The following is a 14,645-nucleotide window of genomic DNA, read 5'->3' as shown; positions in this document are numbered from 1 at the left end:
CTCGCCCTCGAACGCCGCCTGGAAGACCACGGGCGCGCGCCGATCGAGGGCGGCGCGAGTCGCCGCGACCGCGGCCTCGCGACCGGCTCGATCGAGGCCCTTCTCGATCTCGACCACCTCACCCTTGGCGCGCAGCGCATCCAGGATCGTGGCCTCATGCAGGTCGCCGAGCACGGCGGTGCGCTCCAGCATCGCGTCCTGCTCCTCGGGCACCGGCGCTCGCCGCCCGAGCTTCGCGTCGAGCGCGGTCAAGACCTGCCACTCGCATCCGCTCGCTCGGGTCAGGTCGCTCGCAGTGAGCAGCAGGGTCTCGTCTTCGAGGATCACGATCGCTCCTATTCGTCAGGGATGCGCGTGCGCGCCTCAGGACTCGTCGTCGGGTTCGCGCTCGACCGCTGCGGCGCGCTCGGCCTCCGTGAAGCCGAGCGGCTGCTCCCGGCGTCGGGTCTGGGTCAGGTGCCGGCTGACCGACGTCGCCATGGCGTCGACGTTGTGGGAGCCGCGAGCGTAGGTCATCGAGCGGTCGGCGGCGATGCCCAGGCCGCGTGCGGTGAGCACGGCATCCTGGTCGGCGCCGAGGAACACGAAGTCCCAGCTCGACTGCTTGCGTCGCTGCTCGACCAGTGCCCTGATGGTCGCGGCGGTGTACTCCCGGCTCTGGTTCTCGTGGCCGTCCGTGACGACGATCACCTGCACCGTGGCGGGACGCGCGTGCTCGGGCAGGGCGGAGAGGCGCTCATGGAAGCCGTTGACGGCGATGCCGACGGCGTCGTAGAGCGCCGTCCCGCCGCGGGGCTGCAGCTCGATGCGCACCTCCTCCGGTGCGGCCGAGACGTGCGTGTGCTCGATCTGATCATCGAACGTCACGATGTCGACCGTGAGCATCCCGGGCTGCGCGGCCTGCTCCCGGAGCATGCGCTCGAGTCCGCCGACCATGTCGTCGCGGATGCTGCTCATGGAGCCCGAGCGGTCGAGCACGATGAGCAGGGCGGTGTAGTCGGTGTCGGCCATGGCCGTCTCCTTCCTCCGTTGGATCCGACGACGGCCTCGGCCTCCGGGCGTCTGGCGACGCCCTCCGAACGCTCCGCCGGTGTCGGGATCCGGCGGTGCTGCAAGTGTCGCCTGCACCGCTGACATTCGCTCAACTCGACCGGGTCGACGGCCTTCGCGCGAAGAGAGATGCAGGTTTGCCGACTCCGCCGCGCCGCACTGCTCCCACCTCGTCGAGCTGTGGCAGCACGCGCCGACGGAAGGTGTCCGGCTGAAGCCGGTGACCCAGCACCGCTTCGTGGACCTCGCGCAGGGATCTGATCGTGAACGGCTCGTCGAGCAGGCCCGAGGGGTCGGCCCGATCGGCGTAGTCAGCGCGCACTCGCTCGACGGCGAAGGCGACGATCGCGTCGTGGTCGAAGTCGAGACCGACCGCGTCCGGGACGGGGAGTGCGTCGAGCGTGCCGAGCGCATTCGCGCGCACGACGGCCATGTGCGCGACGGAGAGGACCCATCCGCGTGAGTCCCGGTCGACCGCGTCGAAGACGTGGAGCTGCGCCGGTTCGACATCGCGGATGCCAGCCTTCTCGCGCAGTGAGCGCCGCACCGCGTCGGCCAGCACCTCGCCTTCGTGGAGGAAGGTGCCGGGCAGTCGGCGTCGTCGCGTCCGCTCGTCTGTCAAGAGCCCGACGCAAAGCGCGCCATCACGCACCGTCAGTACCGCGGTGTCGACCGCGACCGACGGCCGTGCGTAGTCGGTAAGGCTCGCATCTCTCTTCGCCCTCGTACTCATGCACCGATTCAAGCAGGCCTGCGCTAATGTCAGTGGCCACGAGTTAGATCAAGAGTGAGCAAACCCGCTCGACTCGACCGGAAGGAGCCACCATGGCCCTCACCTCACCTCAGACGGACCGCGCGCTCGGCGCGATCCTCGCGTCTGCCGCCGGCGATGCCCTCGGCGCGCCCTACGAGTTCGGCCCGGCCGTGCTCCCGCCCACCGCGATCACGGCTCACGCCGGGGGAGGGTGGGAGCTCGGCGAGTGGACCGACGACACCGCGATGGCGCTGCCGATCCTCCGCGCGCTCGCGGATGGCCGCTCGCTCGACAACGAGGCGACGCTCGACCGCCTCGTCGCTCAGTGGATCGGCTGGAGCGCCACCGCGAAGGACGTCGGCATCCAGATCCGTGCGGTGCTCCGTGATGCACAGCAGCCCACCGCCGCAGCTGCACGCGCGGCGGCCGCCCAGCTGCACCAGCGGCGCGGCCGTTCCGGCGGCAACGGCTCGCTCATGCGCACGGGCCCCGTCGCGCTCGGCTACCTCGAGCGCGGCCGCGCGGGAGACGCGGCCTGGGCCGCTCGCGCGATCAGCGACCTCACGCACTTCGATGTCGATGCCGGCGACGCCTGCGTGATCTGGACGCTCGCCATCCGCCGCGCGATCCTTACGGGCGGCCTCGATCTCGAGCGTGCCATCGCGTCGCTCCCGGAGGAGCGGCAGCAGCGCTGGCGCGAGCTCGCCGGCGAGGCCGAGCTGCGGATGCCGTGGGAGCTGACGGCGAACAACGGCTGGGTAGTCGGCGCGTTCCAGGCCGCATGGTCGGCGATCGTCCACGGTGCGACGCTCGCCGAGGTGCTCGAGCTCGCCGTGCGCTCCGGCAAGGACACCGACACGGTCGCCGCGATCGCCGGCTCGCTCGCCGGAGCGGTCTACGGCGCGTCCGCTCTGCCGGCCGCGCTCACCCGGCACCTGCACGGCTGGGCAGGGGAGGGCGCGACTGGCGACCGTCGCACGTTGATCGAACTCGCTACGCTCGCCATCCGCGGCGTCGACTCCTGCGGCTGGCCGATGGCAGCGCGCATGCCGCTGCTGAATGAGCCGCTGCTCGTGCCGCACCCCGCCGACCCGGGCGTCTGGCTCGGCGACCTCGGCGCGCTCGACGTCGCCCCCGCATCCGTCACCGCCGTCGTCTCGCTGTGCCGGGTCGGCCGCGAGCAGGCGCGGGTCGAGGCGGTTAACCACATCGAGGTGCGGCTCATCGACCAGCCGGGGAAGAACCCGCACCTCGATCTCGTGCTCACCGATGCGGCGGATGCAGTGGCGATGCTGCGCTCGGAGGGTCACGAGGTGCTGCTCCACTGCGCGGAGTCGCGCTCGCGGACCGCGGCTGTCGCCGCACTGTACGCCGTGCGGCACCACGGTGCCGATGCCGAGGACGCGCTCGCTTCGCTGCGGGCCTCGATGCCCCGCTACAACCCGCAGCAGTTCCTCGTCGACGCGGTGCGCCGGCTCGCCTCGGAGGGGGCTCGATGACCGCGGACCGGTTCAAGCTCCAGCAGGCCTGGTGGCTCGCGAGCGAGCTCGGCCGCCGACACCCGCGGGTGTGGATCGAGCGCTTCATGCACTCCACCGGGCCGGTGCTCGTCGCGGCCGAGGCGGGCGACGACGCTCAGGCGCGCGTCTTCTTCGACCTGCAGGCGGGCGTGCGCGCGTATCGCGGGGAGAGCGAGTCGCATTGGTCGTGGGAGACGGTGCTGCACTGTCCCGGCGCGCACGACACGCTCAAGCGCATCGAGGTGACGAGCGGGCTCGGCATCCCGCACCGTGCGCCGGCGACGACGGCCCGCTCGATCGTCTACCGGCTGATCGCGCGGCTGCTCGCGATGCACCTCGACGCACCTCGACCGTGGGTGCCGGTGCCGATCGAGGTGCAGCCGATGATCCACGGCCTCCTCGAGCCGGAGGACGAGCCGCTGATGCTGGGGTTCGAGACCGTGCACCACGATGTGCACAACCATCGCGACGATGCGGCGAAGCGCTTCGGCGATCCGAGGTCGGTGCAGGTGCGGCCCTGGCTGTGGGCGATGACGAGGGATGTCGAGACGGCGTTCGTGCTCGACACCGATGGCTTCGTGCACACGCGACACGTGGGGGTGCGGCCGCTGCTCACGATGTACGACGAGCTGGGTCGCGACATCGACCGGCTCGCAGTGCGGGTGCTGGAGCTGGCGGGAGTGACCCGAGGATGAGCGATGAGCACGCGGTGGAGCCGGATGGCGTTGGCGATTTGGAGCCGACGGTGGTCGACGCCGCGGAGCGCTCGCCGGTCATCCTGCACGCGCCGCACGGATCGACGCGCATCCCGTCACCGTTCCGCGACCACTTCACGATCGACGACGCGGGGCTCCGGCGAGAGCTGCTCGCGCTGACCGACCACGCGGTCGACCGCATGGTGCGCCGCGCGCTCGAGTCGTGCGACGCATCCGCGGTGATCGCCGAGGTCTCGCGACTCGTCGTCGATGTCGAGCGCTTCCCCGGCGACGAGGAGGAGATGAACGCCGTCGGTATGGGTGTGCTGTACACGCACGGCGCGCGGCGAGAGCGTATCCGTGAGGTGCCCGAGCCGGCGCGGGCCGAGCTGCTGCTGCACTTCGAGCGCTACTCGAGCGCGGTCGAGCGGCTCGTCGATCGGGCGCTCGAGCAACACGGACGCGCCCTCATCATCGACGTGCACTCGTACCCAAACCAGGCTCTGCCGTACGAGCTGCACGCCGATGGCCGTCGGCCGCCGCTGTGCGTCGGCTACGACGAACGCCACATGGCGGCGTCGCTGCTCAGCTGCGTGCGCGAAGTGTTCGGCCATCTTGAGCAGGCGGACAACGAGCCGTTCGCCGGCGCGTACGTGCCGCTCAAGCACTTCGGCCGAGATGGCCGGGTGCAATCGGTGATGGTCGAGCTGCGACGAGATCAGTACATGGATGAGCGCACCGGCGACCTCGACGGCGGGGCGGTGGATGCGTTGGGGGACGCGATCGCGCGGCTCGCGAGAGCCGCGACCGCGTCCGGATAGATTGCGGCCATGAGTCGCGGTCACGTCTTCATCACCATGGGCGACATCACGCATCTCGAGTGCGATGCGTGGCTGCTGCCGACGGACGAGCGGCTCGCCATAACCGACGGATGGTTCGAAGCACTCCCGGAGCTGCAGGAACGACTCGACAGGACGGACACCGCTGTCCTGCGGACCGGAGACACCCAGGCGGCTCCCCTCGCGCCGGGCGGAGACGGCCCGGCCACCGTGCTCGCGACCGTACCGCTCGAAGGCGTGCTCGACGCATCCGGCATCGAGCACATCGAGGCGTCGGTGCGTGAGTTCGTGGAGTGCGCCGCGCACATGGCCGCCGCTCCTCGTCACGAGCGGACGAAGCGGCTGCTGGCACTGCCGAGCTTCGGAACCGGGAAGGGCGGTGGCGCGCACCTGAGGGGGCAGCTCGCCGAGCGGCTGCTCGACGTCTGCACCGAGATGGCGAGCGCGCACGATGTCGACCTCGCCATCGTGCTACGCGACGAGCGCAGCTTCGCTCGCATGCAGGAGCTGCGGAAGCGCCGCGCGGGGTGGCAGAGCGACCTCTCGCAGGAGCAGGTCGCCGATGCTGAGCGCCTCGCCCGCCTCGCCAAGAGTGGCCGGCTGGTGCCCTTCCTCGGCGCAGGAACCAGCATGAGCGCTGGCGCGCCGAGCTGGCACGACCTGCTCGATCGGCTCGCTGACGACGTCGGGCTCGACGAGAAGCAACGGAAGGCGCTGGAGAAGTGGGGCGAGCTCGATCGCGCTGCGTTCCTGCGTCAGCGCACCATCGAGCGGCACGTCGAGCAGGGCAGGACGAGCCAGGACGCGGAAGCGGCCTTCGCGGACGCAGTCGTGCGGCTCGTCGACGTTCCCCGGTACGGGCTCGCGCCCGCCCTGCTCGCGAGCCTCCGCACGCCGCAAGCGATCACCCTGAACTACGACCGGCTGTTCGAGAAGGCGTCTGACGACGCAGGCCTGCCGCGCGTCCGCATCCCTGACGGCGAGACGGCCGAGACGGGCGACGCGTGGCTGCTCAAGCTGCACGGGAGCGTCGACAGGCCCGCGTCGATCGTGCTCACGCGCGACGACTACCTCGGGTATGCATCGCAGCGGGAGGCGCTGTCGGCGATCGTGAAGGCGAACCTGCTCACGCATCACCTGCTGTTCGTGGGCTTCGGCCTCGCCGACGAGCACTTCCACCGCATCGTCCACGACGTGCGTCGAGCGCTGCCGCAGCCCGCATCCATGGCGGAACGGGCGACCGCGCTCACGCTGACCGACGACCCGATCGCAGCCGAGCTGTGGAAGGACCAGGTGCGGATGCGTCCCCTCGGCTCAGGACCAGAGCCTGACGGACGCGCCGTCGAGGTGTTCCTCGACGTGCTGGTCGCGTACGCGACCGACGCGCACTCCTACCTCCTCGCCGACGACTTCGCCTCGTCGCTCAGCGACGATGAGCGGCGCCTGCGCGACGCGCTGCGCAGACTTGAGGACGAGCTCGAGCAAGTGCCTGCCTCGACGGCCGGCCATGCGCAGGCGACCGCCATGCTCGCGGCGCTGGGGCGACGACAACCGGGATAGCGGCTCGACGGCCACAGACACCCGGCAAGCCCCGGCAGATCGAGCGTTGTCAGCGGTTCCCATGACAGTTGCCACATGACGGTGATCGATGGAGAGTCAGCGCGGGCGACCGCTGACGCAGAGATGGAGCGCGAGATCGCGTGGCTGGCCGCGCAAGTGCCGACATGGCAGTGGAAGTGGGCGTCGACGTTCGAGGGCGGCGCGGAGCACTCCTACGTCATCAAGGGGCGCCACCTCGACGAGGCGATCTACGAACGCGCCGCTCGCGTCATCCACGCCGCGGGCATGCCGCGGAAGTTCTACCGGCGCCTGAACATCGAGCTGCACCTGCCGGACGTCGGGGTGCCCTACGGTCGAGAGCCGCTCGGTCAGCGCGAGATGCAGCGCGGAGTCAAGCTGTGGCTCATGTCGCATCGCACGAGCGTGAGCAAGGCGCTCAACATCGCGCCCGTCACCGCCGAGTACGGCCGCCAGGACGCGCCGGTGACCGCCACCGATCTCGTCTCGCCCTGGGATCTCGCCGCCCTCGACTTCGACGATGCGTTCGAGGCGAGCGGAGTGCTCGCGCTGGGGGAGCGGCTGCGCCAGCTCGGGCTCACGGACCGACACGTGACGGATCTCGGCTCGCGCGCGGGCGCCGCGCTCGACCTCGGCCTCGCCGGCCAGCAGCACGGGTACACCGCCGTGGAGCGCAGCCGCGGGCTCATGCACTCGCTCCTGTTCAAGCACCAGTGGGTCCGCGACGTGCACGTGCTCCCGGTCGAGCGGTTCCTTCAGGCGCTGTGCGAGCGCCGCTTCGAGACGGTGATTTCGCTCTTCGGTGCCGCGTCCCACCTGCGCCCGGAGCGCATCCGCTCGTTGCATGCTCGATCGGAGCGGCTGGTGCTGATGCATCACCTCGGTCGACCCGAGCGCGACTTCTTCGCCGAGACGCACCTGCCGGACTGGGCGGATGCGTCCAGGGCGGCAGCGACGGAGCTTCCTGGCGCGAGAAGTGAGCGGCTCGGCGACTATCTGCTGACCGTCGCGTGAACTCCGGGGCAGGATGGCGGAATGACTGATCGCACGATCGACACGCTCGGGGACGCGTTCCGCGAGTACCGGACACCCTTCGAGAACCAGCGCTTCATCGCCGACTTCGTGGCGAAGGTCGACGCCGCCGCGTTGTTGCGGTACAGCGACCACTTCCGCGTCGAGCGGCGCTCGGGGGAGCCGGCACTCCAGGTGCACCACAGTTCGACCATCGGGTTCCGCTCTGAGGACGAGGTGCAGGAGCTCGTCGGTGACGTCAAGCCCTTCCCGAGTGAGTGGCTGCCGGGTTGCTGGGGCGTGCGTCATCCCGTATCGGCGCAGTCGGGAGGTGGCGAGCGGAGCGGCAGCCCCCGCCAGGTGGCCAACGAGCCGTGCCCCCGATGCGGCGAGGTCATGTCGCTCGCAGGCTGCGATTGGTGCGGGTGGGCGCCTTGACGCTCGCCACGACCGTGCACGTCGGAGTCGATCTGGCGTGGGGCCCGAAGAACCGCACCGGTCTCGCGGCGGTCGGCGCCGACGGTCGTCTGCTCGCGTCGGGCAGCGCCGGCTCGGATGACGAGATCATCGACTGGATCGATGCGCACGCACTGCGACGGGGTGTGGTTGCGATCGATGCGCCGCTCATCGTCACGAACCGAACCGGGCGCCGAGCCTGCGAGTCGGCCATCCACGCCGCGTTCGGCCGCTTCGACGCGAGTCCGCACTCGACGAACCTCGGCAAGCCGGAGATGAATCCGCCTCGAGGAGCTGTGATCGCCGAGCGGCTCGGCTTGCCTGTGGATCCGAGCCTGCGCAACCGTGTCGCCATCGAGGTGTATCCGCATCCCGCCATGGTCGGTCTCTGGGAGCTCGACCTGAACCTGAAGTACAAGCACAAGGCGAAGTACGAGTTCGCCTTCCGCAAGCGGGAGTTCGAGCGCTTGCTAGACCTGCTCGAGGCGGAGGCGACGCTCAGAGTGAGCGCGCTCCCGCGGTGGAGCGAACTGCGCTCGATCGCCGTGGCGGCCACTGGTCACGGCGCGCTCAACCGCATCGAGGATGAGGTCGACGGCATCGTGTGTGCGTGGCTTGCCTACTTGTGGTCGATCGGAGGTCAGCGCCTCGTCGTCTTCGGCGACATCGATTCCGGCTACATCGTCGCGCCGCCAGCCCCGACCCACGCTCCTCGGCCCCGAGCCTTGCGGCAAGCGCCTCGATCCTCGGTGCGGTTTCAGGATGCGACTGGGGAGATGCCGACGACGGCCGACGCGCCGGTCGTTGGCGAGCCCGAGTTCTCCTTCAATGGCCCGACCGGCCCGCACCGCCTGACGATGAGCGAGGCGCGCCTGTTGGAGGCTGCCCTTCAAGTCGCTCGGAGCGGCTGAGTGCTTCGCGTCGGGCTTAGATCCGACAGAGTTGCGCCGCGATGTGGTCGGCATCCGTCAGAATCAGCACATGAGTCACGAAGAGCTCGCGCTCGCCATCATCGAGAGCGACGACGGGATCCTGTTGCTGGGCGACGAGACGACATTGCGAGACTTCGAGTCTCGTGCTGGGCTCGACACGCGTCGAGTCGCGCAGCGATCACTTTCAGCCGCGGGCAAAGCGCTCGGAGTGATCGGAGAAGTTCAGGCGAGCAGCGGCAGATGGGTCAAGCTCACCAGGGAATCGGCTGAGCTGGTCAAGAAGCACGGCGAGTCCCTCGGCAAGGCTGACAAGCTCATGACCGGGGTCGTTCGTACCAAGGGCGGGCGGATCGTCAAGCACCTGAAGTTCGAGAACGCGGCGCTGTTGACGCCGGCGGCACCGCTCGCCCTAGCGTCGGTGATGACTCAAGCGTCGCTCGAAGCGGCGCTGGATGACATCCAGAAGTACTTGGAGGTCATCGACGCCAAGCTCGACAGGCTGCTCAAGCAGCGCAAGATCGAGGCACTCGGCCAGCTCGGCGGCGTCATGTTCGCCATCGACGAGGCGAACGCCATCTTCGAAGCGACCGGCGCTGTCTCGTCGGTCACGTGGTCGAAGGTGCAGGCAAACTCTCTCGCCCTGCAGACGATGCAGGCGGAGGCTGTCGCTCAGCTCAGTGCGCTGGCCGAGATGGTGAACGAGCGTGGGGTCGACACGGACAAGTCTGCTGCGGTGCTGGAGGAGGTTAGGGGCGACGTATCGTTCTGGCTCGGAGTGCTCGCGCGGACGATCGCGCTGCAGGATCGGCAGTACGTCCTAGAGCTCGCACGCGTGGCTGAGGCGGAGTCTCACCAGCTCGAGCAGCATCGGTTGGGCATCACGATTGCTCGGGCCGCACGAGCCAAGCGCATCGCTGACAGCCTGGACGCGATCAACGCGTCCGTCCACGCCTCCTCCCAGCTGACCAATCGCGACCGGGTGGCGAATCCGTTCAGCGCGCGCCGGGTCACCGAGCGCTCCAACGCTGTCAACGACACCGTTGCGGAGTTCGCTCGGCACGCGGACCTCGTGCTCGCCGATGTGCAGAGGCTCGAACAGACTGCGTGGCATCGAGCCGCGCAGGCGCTGGTCGGCGACGCTGCGGACCAAGTTGGCTCCATCAGCGGCGAAGTGGCAGCGCGCGCGAAAGTCATCGGAGCGGGGGTTCAAGAGCGGAGCGACGACGCCGTTCTGCGACTCGCTCGGCGAGTGCAGGAGAGGCGGGAGGCGCGGCGTCGGGCTGGTGGCCTCGAAGAGATCGAGCCGCTCGACTCACAGGAGTAGCAGCGAGTCGCGATCGGTCGCGCGGGTCTCAGATCGCGGCGAACACCTCTGCCCAGAGAGACTCGAGGTCCTCGGCCAGCTTCCTGTTGTGCGCACGGCGAGTGCGAGCATCGAGCGGGCCCTTCAGAAGCGCCCGCTTCGCCTCTAGCTTCGACAGCCGCTCGTTCCAGACCTGACCGTTGGCGGCATCGGCGTCCAGACGATCGAGGTGCGCTCGCAGCACAGCGATCCGCGCACTGATGCGGCCTTCCGGCGTCAGCTTCCTGATGGCCGCGTCCGCCCTCGCCAGCCAGCGCCTCAATTGCACCCTGCGTTCAGGGGTGTCGAAGGCTTCGATCAGCCCTCGGATGACCGGCCACGCGTCCACCGCGACGCGTGCGATCTTGGCGCCGTTGACGGCTCGTGGTGCCATTGAGGGTCCTGTCATCGTGAAGGTGCGAGTAGCCGCAATCTACAGCGAATGCGTCCGACGGCAGCGCGGACGCGTGCGACGGCATGCGCCGACGCCAGAGAGTGACAAGAGATCGAGCGGGTCGAACTCGTCGATTGGCATGATGCGGACGCGCGGCAAGCGGCTCGTGAACGCCGCGACATGGTACCGAGGTCGAGGTAGCCGATGCCGTCCACGTTGTGCAGGTCGCTGGTCATCAAGCGCGCGTAGACGCCCTTTGCCTTCCGTCGGGGTGTTCCCAACCTGGAAGTGATTCGTCGAGAGCGCCCACTTGCATAGGCGACAACGCTTGCTTACGCCATCTTGACCTTTGCTGGGACAACCACAGGCCGTCGAGCCGCTCTTGGCGGTCGGCCGCTGAAGCTCTTGGGAGCCGACCCCGCTGAGCCGACCATTGCGCAACTCTGTCCAACCGCGCTGCCCAGCGACCTGGCGGCGGCGTCGCCCAGCCCGCGAGCACTGACTCGATCGCCTCGCTTTGTACCCGCGAGAGCTCGGCGTGGCGCTGTGCTCGCAGCCACCGCCCGATCGAGTCGTGTGTCTCATGCGGGACACGCCCTTCTGTCGCGAGGAACGTTGCGAGTTCGGCGAGACGTGCTGTCCATCGGCGGCGAGACGCTTGCTCTGTCCCGTAGTCCCGCCATCGAGGTAGCAAAGCGTCGAGCTGAGATTCGCGCTCCGCACTCCATCGCATTGCAGCGGCTGGATTGCGGGACGCTGTGCGTGCGTTGTGCAGCCAACGCCCGAGCCGTCGCTCATGCGGGTCGGTATCTTGCCCTCCCGCTAGACGGGGCATCCTCCCGGTGCGCTCATAAAACTCTCGAGCCGCCTCTATGTTGCGCACCCACTGCGCATCGTATGAGTCCATGGGAGAACCCGTCACGGTTAGCCTTCCTCGCGCAACTCAACAACGTCCCGTTGAAGACGACCATATGGGGGTAAACCCATCGGGAACACACTTTCAGGCAGGTGCCGTCACGGTTCGTCGCACGGTCGCGGCTGCTTGAGGCCACGGCAGTCATGACCTCGCGTTACACTCCTGGCGAGGCAACCTTGCCTGAAGTCATGGCAGCGATCAGGCTGCGAAGCTGTGCTGCATCAATCTAGGAACTCCAGCGGGTCGAACTCGTCGATCGGGATGATCCGCACGCGCGGCAGTCGGCTCGTGAAGGCCGCGACGTCGTACTCGAGGTCGAAGAACTCGACGCCGTCGACGTCGCGCAGGTCGCCGGCCATGAACTCGCCGAAGCCCACGATGCCGACGCGGCGCGCGCCGTCCTCGGCCAGCCGCTGCATCTGCAGCGCGAAGTCGCGGTCGTGGCTCACGAGCATGACGTCGTCTGCCCGCGCGGCCAGCGCATCCGCCGTCTTCTGGATGGCGATGTCGACGACCTTGCCCTCGCCGCTCAGCGGCACCGGCCGGTAGCCCATCGCGATGAGCGCCTGCACGAACGATGCCGGCAGCTCGTGCGAGACCGCGAGGAAGAACAGGCCCTTCACCGGTTGCTGCCACGCGCGCTCGGCGAAGTCGAGCACCTTGTTCCAGCGCGGTCGCTCCTGCGGCTCGGGGCGGCGGTCGAGGATCGAGACGCCGAGCGTGGCGTCGATGTTCTCGCCATCGATCAGCAGGTAGGTGGTGCGCTCGGGCATGGGGCGAGACTATCGGCGAGGTGGTCTCGATGCGCCGACTTCGTCGGTTGCTCGACCGACGGCCGGTGTCGGCGGGGCGCGCTATCGTCGGGGCAGGCTCAAGAGCTGCAGCCATCGGTACCTGGCCGGCTGCACGGCAACCCCCTCCGCTGAGCGGGGTGCCCCAGGGGAAGAGCCGGCCCGGCGCGATCGCGTTGGGCAAGTCAGCGGGAGCGGCGCGCCGTACCCGCCGAGGGAACGGAGCTCCCATGCACGTGCAACCACCGCTCGCCGGAGACGAGCACTTCAAGCGGCGCCAGCGGCCGCCGGCCTGGCCCGACCCGGCACGCGGCTACGGCACCTCGATGCTCAAGGCGATCGCTCGGGCGCAGCGCGACTGCCCGCACGACGGCGTCCGCCGCCCCGCTGACCCCTACTCCGATCGCGACGTGTGCGCGCTGTGCGCGCTCGTGCTGCCGCTCAGCCCGCTGCCCGACGTCGACCTGCACGACGCATCCGACGATCTCGCCTGGGCGGTCGCCTTTCACCGGCGGCCGCCGACGATGCCGGGCGTGCTCGCGCTCGTCGAGCTCTCGCGGCGCGTGCGGCGAGCGGATGCGTCGTGGGCGGTGAGCGTGTTTGGCCGGGAGCTGCAGGCACTGCGCGAGCTCGGCATGACACCGGCGAGCTACCTCGGCGAGTGAGGCGCTAGCGAGAGCCGTGCGGCAGGTCGGCGGTGCACCAGACGACATCGCCGACCGAGCCGGCGCGGCGCCGCATGAGGCGCGCGCGCCGGCAGCCGCTCGGGAGCGCACCGTGCAACCATGCCCAGAGGATCTCGGCGGCGTCGAACCCGTGCCAGAGGCCGTCTGCCTCGTCGGAGTTGGCGCCAGCGTCGCGCTCGCGCAGCACGCGGCTCGCCCAGTCGCCGGGGGAGCCGTCGTGCACCTCGACGATGCAGTCCTCATCGACGCGCATCACCTGCGCCCAGCGGCTCTCCTCGCCGCCGGGCAGCTCGAGCACCGCCCACTCGCCGGGCTCCAGCAGCACGACCCAGAGGGCGAGCTGCTGGCCGGTCAGGATCGGCGTCGAGAGCTCGCGGTGGCCGCGCGGGTTCCAGCGGAGGTCGAGCTCGGTCTCTCGGCTGGGACCGAGTGCCTCCGCTACCTCTCGGTCGAGGTCGCGGGCGAAGGCCGGGGCTGCTGCGCGGTGCGTCTCCACGAGCTCAGTCTGCGGGCGGCCGCCCACAAGGAGTGGTCTCGATACGCCGACTTCGTCGGCTACTCGACCGGCGGATGGGGTGAGAGCTCGGTGAGCAGGCGGGCGCGCTCGTGCACGTACGGCGGCAGCGGATGCGTCATGGCGTACGGGCGATCGTGCTCGATCGCGTCGAGCACGATCGGGCCGACGGCGGCCGGGTCGATCGCACCGGGCGTCTCGGCGCCGGCGCGCATCGGCTCGCCGTCGGTGTACGTCTGCCACGGGACGACGCCGCGCGCGTCAGCGCGGTCGGCCGCCGGGCGCAGTCGCTCGCTCGTCGCGAAGCCCGTCTGCACCGGGCCGGGGTAGAGCACCGTGACGCCGATGCCGAGCCCGGCCGCCGCATACTCCGCTCGGGTGGCGAGCGAGAAGCCGCCGATCGCCGCCTTCGACGCCGTGTACGCCGCGTGGCCGGGCGTCGGCTTCAGCGTCGCGATCGACGAGGTGTTCACGATGTGCGCGGGCAGCGGCGATGCGGCCATGCGAGGCACGAACGCCCGATGGCCGTGGAAGGCGCCCCAGAAGTTCACGCCCATGATCCACTCGAAGTCGCCGATCGACGCATCCCAGCTCGCCCGGTACGGCCGCCACGTAACGCCGGCGTTGTTCGCGAGCACGGCGATGTCGCCGAGTTCCGCGTAGGCGACGTCGGCGAGCGCCTCGACCTCCGCGGCCTGAGAGACATCCGTCCGCACGGCGACCGAGCGGCGGCCGAGCGCGAGCAGCTCGTCGCGCACGCGCTCGGCCGCCTCGAGCTCGATGTCGGCGACGACGACGTCCATCTCGGCTCCGGCGAGCGCGAGCGCGATCGAACGGCCGATGCCGCCGCCACTACCGGTGACGACGGCACCCCGCCCGCGCAGGTCTGCCCTACGCATGCGCTATCTCAGTTCTCGGGGAAGCCGAGGTTGAGACCGCCGTGGCTCGGGTCGAGCCAGCGCTGCGTGATCGCCTTCTCGCGCGTGAAGAAGTCGAAGCCGGCGGCGCCGTAGGCCTTCGCGGAGCCGAAGAGCGACTGCTTCCAGCCGCCGAACGAGTGGTAGGCGACGGGCACGGGGATCGGCACGTTGATGCCGACCATGCCGACCTGGATCTCGTTCTGGAACTTGCGGGCGGCGCCGCCGTCGTTCGTGAAGATCGCGGTGC

At 69.6% G+C, this 14,645-nt stretch carries 17 protein-coding genes and 1 riboswitch; of the genes, 9 read left to right on the top strand and 8 right to left on the bottom strand.

Features of this window, described 5'->3' with window-relative positions; translation table 11 throughout:
- Positions 1 to 363: 363 nt before the first annotated feature.
- Positions 364 to 1,011 carry a vWA domain-containing protein gene (locus L332_RS27470; RefSeq protein WP_021011568.1) on the bottom strand — a complete coding sequence of 216 codons (648 nt, stop codon included), beginning with the start codon at positions 1,009 to 1,011 and terminating at the stop codon, positions 364 to 366.
- Between the two features lie 130 nt (positions 1,012 to 1,141).
- Positions 1,142 to 1,783 carry an NUDIX hydrolase gene (locus tag L332_RS0115740; protein ID WP_031224280.1) on the bottom strand — a complete coding sequence of 214 codons (642 nt, stop codon included), beginning with the start codon at positions 1,781 to 1,783 and terminating at the stop codon, positions 1,142 to 1,144.
- A 92-nt stretch (positions 1,784 to 1,875) separates the two neighbouring features.
- Here L332_RS0115740 and L332_RS27465 point away from each other — a divergent pair, with 92 nt between their 5' ends.
- The 8 genes from L332_RS27465 (at position 1,876) to L332_RS27435 (ending at position 10,159) form a co-directional block, all read left to right on the top strand.
- Entirely contained in the window at positions 1,876 to 3,303 is a 1,428-nt protein-coding gene (locus L332_RS27465) for an ADP-ribosylglycohydrolase family protein (RefSeq protein WP_021011567.1), read from the top strand.
- Positions 3,300 to 4,019, top strand: coding sequence for a TY-Chap2 family putative peptide chaperone (locus L332_RS27460; RefSeq protein WP_021011566.1), 720 nt, complete (start codon positions 3,300 to 3,302; stop codon positions 4,017 to 4,019). The genes L332_RS27465 and L332_RS27460 overlap by 4 nt, the downstream gene beginning before the upstream one ends.
- Before the next feature lie 50 nt (positions 4,020 to 4,069).
- A complete protein-coding gene (locus tag L332_RS27455; protein WP_021011565.1) occupies positions 4,070 to 4,840 on the top strand; it encodes an N-formylglutamate amidohydrolase in 771 nt (256 codons plus the stop codon).
- Between the two features lie 9 nt (positions 4,841 to 4,849).
- Positions 4,850 to 6,418 carry an SIR2 family protein gene (locus L332_RS27450; protein ID WP_021011564.1) on the top strand — a complete coding sequence of 523 codons (1,569 nt, stop codon included), beginning with the start codon at positions 4,850 to 4,852 and terminating at the stop codon, positions 6,416 to 6,418.
- Between the two features lie 75 nt (positions 6,419 to 6,493).
- Complete coding sequence (locus L332_RS27445) at positions 6,494 to 7,450, top strand: hypothetical protein (protein ID WP_144061106.1); 957 nt, start codon at positions 6,494 to 6,496, stop codon at positions 7,448 to 7,450.
- A 21-nt stretch (positions 7,451 to 7,471) separates the two neighbouring features.
- Complete coding sequence (locus L332_RS27440) at positions 7,472 to 7,885, top strand: hypothetical protein (RefSeq protein WP_021011562.1); 414 nt, start codon at positions 7,472 to 7,474, stop codon at positions 7,883 to 7,885.
- Positions 7,882 to 8,814 carry a DUF429 domain-containing protein gene (locus L332_RS0115735; protein WP_158316742.1) on the top strand — a complete coding sequence of 311 codons (933 nt, stop codon included), beginning with the start codon at positions 7,882 to 7,884 and terminating at the stop codon, positions 8,812 to 8,814. Before L332_RS27440 ends, L332_RS0115735 begins: the two co-directional genes overlap by 4 nt.
- Positions 8,815 to 8,884: 70 nt before the next feature.
- Positions 8,885 to 10,159: a hypothetical protein gene (locus tag L332_RS27435; RefSeq protein ID WP_021011560.1), complete on the top strand. Its 1,275-nt coding sequence runs from the start codon at positions 8,885 to 8,887 to the stop codon at positions 10,157 to 10,159.
- A 28-nt stretch (positions 10,160 to 10,187) separates the two neighbouring features.
- Here L332_RS27435 and L332_RS27430 read toward each other — a convergent pair whose 3' ends face one another.
- The 3 genes from L332_RS27430 to L332_RS27425 form a co-directional block, all read right to left on the bottom strand.
- Positions 10,188 to 10,571 carry a hypothetical protein gene (locus L332_RS27430; RefSeq protein WP_144061105.1) on the bottom strand — a complete coding sequence of 128 codons (384 nt, stop codon included), beginning with the start codon at positions 10,569 to 10,571 and terminating at the stop codon, positions 10,188 to 10,190.
- A 235-nt stretch (positions 10,572 to 10,806) separates the two neighbouring features.
- The gene (locus L332_RS30990; protein WP_144061104.1) at positions 10,807 to 11,478 is read right to left on the bottom strand and encodes a helicase associated domain-containing protein; all 672 of its coding nucleotides are present in this window, start codon (positions 11,476 to 11,478) and stop codon (positions 10,807 to 10,809) included.
- A gap of 230 nt (positions 11,479 to 11,708) precedes the next feature.
- Positions 11,709 to 12,260 (bottom strand): NYN domain-containing protein, encoded by a 552-nt coding sequence (locus L332_RS27425; RefSeq protein WP_021011558.1) that lies wholly within the window; start codon positions 12,258 to 12,260, stop codon positions 11,709 to 11,711.
- A 96-nt stretch (positions 12,261 to 12,356) separates the two neighbouring features.
- Positions 12,357 to 12,471, top strand: a riboswitch (SAM riboswitch).
- Between the two features lie 37 nt (positions 12,472 to 12,508).
- On the opposite strand from L332_RS27425, the gene L332_RS27420 reads away from it, so the two are divergent.
- Positions 12,509 to 12,943: a hypothetical protein gene (locus tag L332_RS27420; RefSeq protein ID WP_021011557.1), complete on the top strand. Its 435-nt coding sequence runs from the start codon at positions 12,509 to 12,511 to the stop codon at positions 12,941 to 12,943.
- A gap of 4 nt (positions 12,944 to 12,947) precedes the next feature.
- Here the strand turns inward: L332_RS27420 and L332_RS27415 are convergent, their stop codons facing one another.
- The 3 genes from L332_RS27415 to L332_RS27410 form a co-directional block, all read right to left on the bottom strand.
- Positions 12,948 to 13,460 (bottom strand): hypothetical protein, encoded by a 513-nt coding sequence (locus tag L332_RS27415; protein WP_021065119.1) that lies wholly within the window; start codon positions 13,458 to 13,460, stop codon positions 12,948 to 12,950.
- A 59-nt stretch (positions 13,461 to 13,519) separates the two neighbouring features.
- Positions 13,520 to 14,377, bottom strand: coding sequence for an SDR family NAD(P)-dependent oxidoreductase (locus L332_RS0115730; protein WP_021011555.1), 858 nt, complete (start codon positions 14,375 to 14,377; stop codon positions 13,520 to 13,522).
- 8 nt (positions 14,378 to 14,385) lie between these two features.
- The coding region (locus L332_RS27410; protein WP_041204155.1) for an aldehyde dehydrogenase family protein at positions 14,386 to 14,645 on the bottom strand (260 nt) is incomplete at its 5' end.

The organism is Agrococcus pavilionensis RW1, assembly GCF_000400485.1.
Lineage (GTDB): Bacteria > Actinomycetota > Actinomycetes > Actinomycetales > Microbacteriaceae > Agrococcus > Agrococcus pavilionensis.
This window is presented reverse-complemented; position numbering and strand designations above follow the sequence as displayed.